Raw genomic sequence first — 3,171 nt, forward strand, 5'->3', positions numbered from 1 at the left:
CGGCGGGGGCGCCACGACGGGCACAGGCACCGGCACCGGGACAGGAACCGGCACCGTCCCGCCGGCCACGACGACCGCGCCGCCTGCCGTCGTGCTGCCGTGGATCACGGTCGTGCCGCCGGTCGAGACCGTGCCGCCGTGGACGACCGTCGAGCTGCCCGACGTCGTCACGACACCCGGCGCCACGCGCGTCGCGCTGCCGGAATGCGTGACGGTTCCGCCGTCGGTGCCCGTCACGGTGCCCGAGCGCGAGCAGGTCGAGCCTGCGCAATTCGTCGATGCCGTGTGGCTGGCCGTGTTGCCGTTCGCGCCCGTGATCGTGCCGCTCGACGAATACTGGCCCGGGCCGTTGCGCGTCACGCTGCCCGACGTCGTTGCGCTGTGGCCGTCCGAGCCCGTCAGCGACCCGGTGTGCGAGCAGGTGCCGCCCGCGCAGCTCGTGTCGCCGCTGTGTTCGACCGAGCGCCCGTTCGGGCCGACGGCCGTGCCGCTGTTCGAGAACTGGCCGGGCGCGGTGCGCGTGACGGTGCCCGTGTTGGTCGCGATACCGCCGCCGGGGCCGATCACACCACCCGCATGCGAGCAGCTGCCGCCGCCGCACGAGCCGGCGTGTGCGCCGTTGTAGGTGCCGCGCGGCGTGTAGGCGGTGCCGTGGCCGGCCCAGCCGGCGAAGGCCGGTGCGCAGGCGAAGGTGAGGGCGGCGGCGGTGACGAGGAAGCGGGTTTTCATCGGGTGTCCTTGCGGTTCGTTTCGGTGCACGCAGTGGCGTGGCGACGGGACGAACTTTAGGGCGATGACACGCGCCCGTCGCGTCATAAAAGATGTCGCGGTGTTACACGTGGCGTGCTGTTTCGAGGTACGACGAATGCGTGCGTCGGCCGCGCCGATCGCGGGCATGCCGCGCCAGGGAAGGCTGTTGGCGATGCGGTCGCGGGACGGCGGGCAGCGGGGACGTGGGGCGGAATGTGTCGTGCGCAGCGCGAATGTGTGTCGCGGCGACATGCGGCGACATATTTGCCGGCCGATTCATGCGTATTTTGTGTCGAGCCGCGTCATGCGAATTGAACGCATGCGGTACGCCACATGCGATTGGAACGGCCTTCTCCGTAACAGTGACCCGCCGTCGCCAACCATCCGAAGAATCGACTTCCTTCCGATTGGTAACGACAGTGTTCATCTGTCGCGCAGGGCTTATCTGTCGGCCATGTCATGTTGTGTACGCTGTCGACCGGATTCGTCACGGGCGACACATTGACCGCCGGACTTGCGTACATGCAGCCACGAACCGGCCACGCTCCTGTCTGCAAGTGTCCGTGCCCGCCATGCACCACCGGAACGCCTTCCGCCTCGGCATGCTGAAACAAATCTCCGGCCGGACACACGTAGGCACCGCCCCAAACCGGCCACGCTCAATTCCACAAGCGCCCGCGCACGGCAGGCACCGCTTGAACACCTTTGTCCGCGACTTGCGGCGACACATTTCCCGCCGGACACACATCCGCGCGTCGACAAACCGGCCACGCTCCGGTCCACACGCGCCCGCGCACGGCAGGCACCGCTTGAACACCTTTGCCCGCGACTTGCGGCGACACATTTCCCGCCGGACACGCATCCGCGCGTCAACAAACCGGCCACGCTCCGGTCCACAAGCGCCCGCGCACGGCAGGCACCGCTTGAACGCCTTTGTCCGCGACTTGCGGCGACACATTTCCCGCCGGACACACATCCGCGCGTCGACAAACCGGCTACGCTCCAGTCCACAAGCGCCCGCGCACGGCAGGCACCGCTTGAACGCCTTCCCCCCGACATACGGCGACACATTTCCCGCCGGACCCACATCCGAGCATCAACAAACCGCCCACGCTCCAGCCCACAAGCGCCCGCGCCTGTCACGCACCACCTGACCGCCACGCTCCACGACATACCGCGACACATTTCCCGCGTGGTCTTTCCGTTCCGCGCCCACTACAGTGCGTTCCATTCGACGCGATGGCAGCCCGTGCAGCCGATGACGCGTCCGATTCAACCGGAGGAAAGGCCCATCATGCTCACCACTACAGGAAAGCTCGCGTACTACGTCACGCTCTTCATCGTCGCCGTCTCGCTCGTCGAGGCGGCCGTGCTCACCTGGCGCCGCGCCCGCGGTCCCGAACCGTTCGACTGGAACGAGGTATGGCTGTCGCTCGCCGATCTCGCGGGCCGCAAGCTGCTCGCGCTGGTGCCGCTGTCGCTCGCCACGCCGCTGTTCGACCTCGCGTGGGCGCACCGGCTCTTCACGATCCCGCTCCACAGCGTCGCGCTCGGGCTGCTCGTGTTCGTCGGCCAGGAGTTCTGCTACTACTGGTATCACCGCGCGTCGCACCGCGTGCGCTTCTTCTGGTCGACCCATGCGGTGCATCATTCGCCGAACCAGTTGACGCTGTCATCCGCGTTTCGCCTCGGCTGGACCGGCAAGATCGCCGGCGCCGCGATGTTCTTCACGCCGCTGGTATGGCTCGGCGTGCGTCCGGAAGCCGTGCTCGCGATCCTGTCGTTCAACCTGATGTACCAGTTCTGGCTGCACAACACGTGGATCCCGAAGCTCGGCTGGTTCGAATACGTGTTCAACACGCCGTCCGCGCACCGCGTGCACCATGCATCGAACCTCGACTATCTCGATGCGAACTACGGCGGTGTGCTGGTCGTGTTCGATCGCCTGTTCGGCACCTATGTCGCGGAACGCGCCGACGAGCCGTGCCGTTTCGGCCTCGTCACGCCGACCCGCTCGCGCAATCCGTTCGTCGTCGAGCTCGAGCACTGGGCGAGCCTGGCCCGCGACGTCGCCACGGCCCGCGACGTGTGGACCGCGATCCGTTTCGTGATGCTGCCGCCGGGCTGGCGCCCGGACAACCAGGGCGAAACGACGGAGGAACTGCGCCGTCGCAGCCTCGTCGCCGTGCGCACGGATGCGTGAACGGCGCTACGCTGTGGCGCATTGCCGGCCGCGCACGCATGCCGCGGCCGGCATGACTCATGCAACACGCATCAACAAGCAACCCTCGATCCAGGAGAAAACATCGATGGAACACGATCTCAAAGGCAAGGCAGTCGCGATCACCGGCGGATTCGGCCATCTGGGCGTCGCGACGGCCGCGTGGCTCGGCGAGCGCGGCGCACGCGTCGCGCTGATCG

The 3,171-nt window shown here is 67.6% G+C and carries 2 protein-coding genes and 1 pseudogene; 2 read left to right on the plus strand and 1 reads right to left on the minus strand.

All coding sequences use genetic code 11. From position 1 onward, the window contains the following. Positions 1-729, minus strand: a 729-nt coding sequence (locus G3O00_RS41415) for a hypothetical protein (RefSeq protein WP_206146463.1), incomplete at its 3' end; no start/stop codon positions are given. A gap of 1,315 nt (positions 730-2,044) precedes the next feature. Here G3O00_RS41415 and G3O00_RS41420 point away from each other — a divergent pair. After that, positions 2,045-2,953: a sterol desaturase family protein gene (locus tag G3O00_RS41420; protein ID WP_206146464.1), complete on the plus strand. Its 909-nt coding sequence runs from the start codon at positions 2,045-2,047 to the stop codon at positions 2,951-2,953. Positions 2,954-3,059: 106 nt separating this feature from the next. Next, positions 3,060-3,171 (plus strand): annotated as a pseudogene (locus G3O00_RS43750) (NAD-dependent oxidoreductase); the annotation flags it as partial.

This window comes from Burkholderia sp. Ac-20384 (genome assembly GCF_017104605.1).
Taxonomy (GTDB): domain Bacteria; phylum Pseudomonadota; class Gammaproteobacteria; order Burkholderiales; family Burkholderiaceae; genus Burkholderia; species Burkholderia lata.

Bases quoted from the DNA above. Each gene is read 5' to 3' on its own strand.
- G3O00_RS41420 (WP_206146464.1), top strand. From the start codon at position 2,045: ATGCTCACCACTACAGGAAAGCTCGCGTACTACGTCACGCTCTTCATC.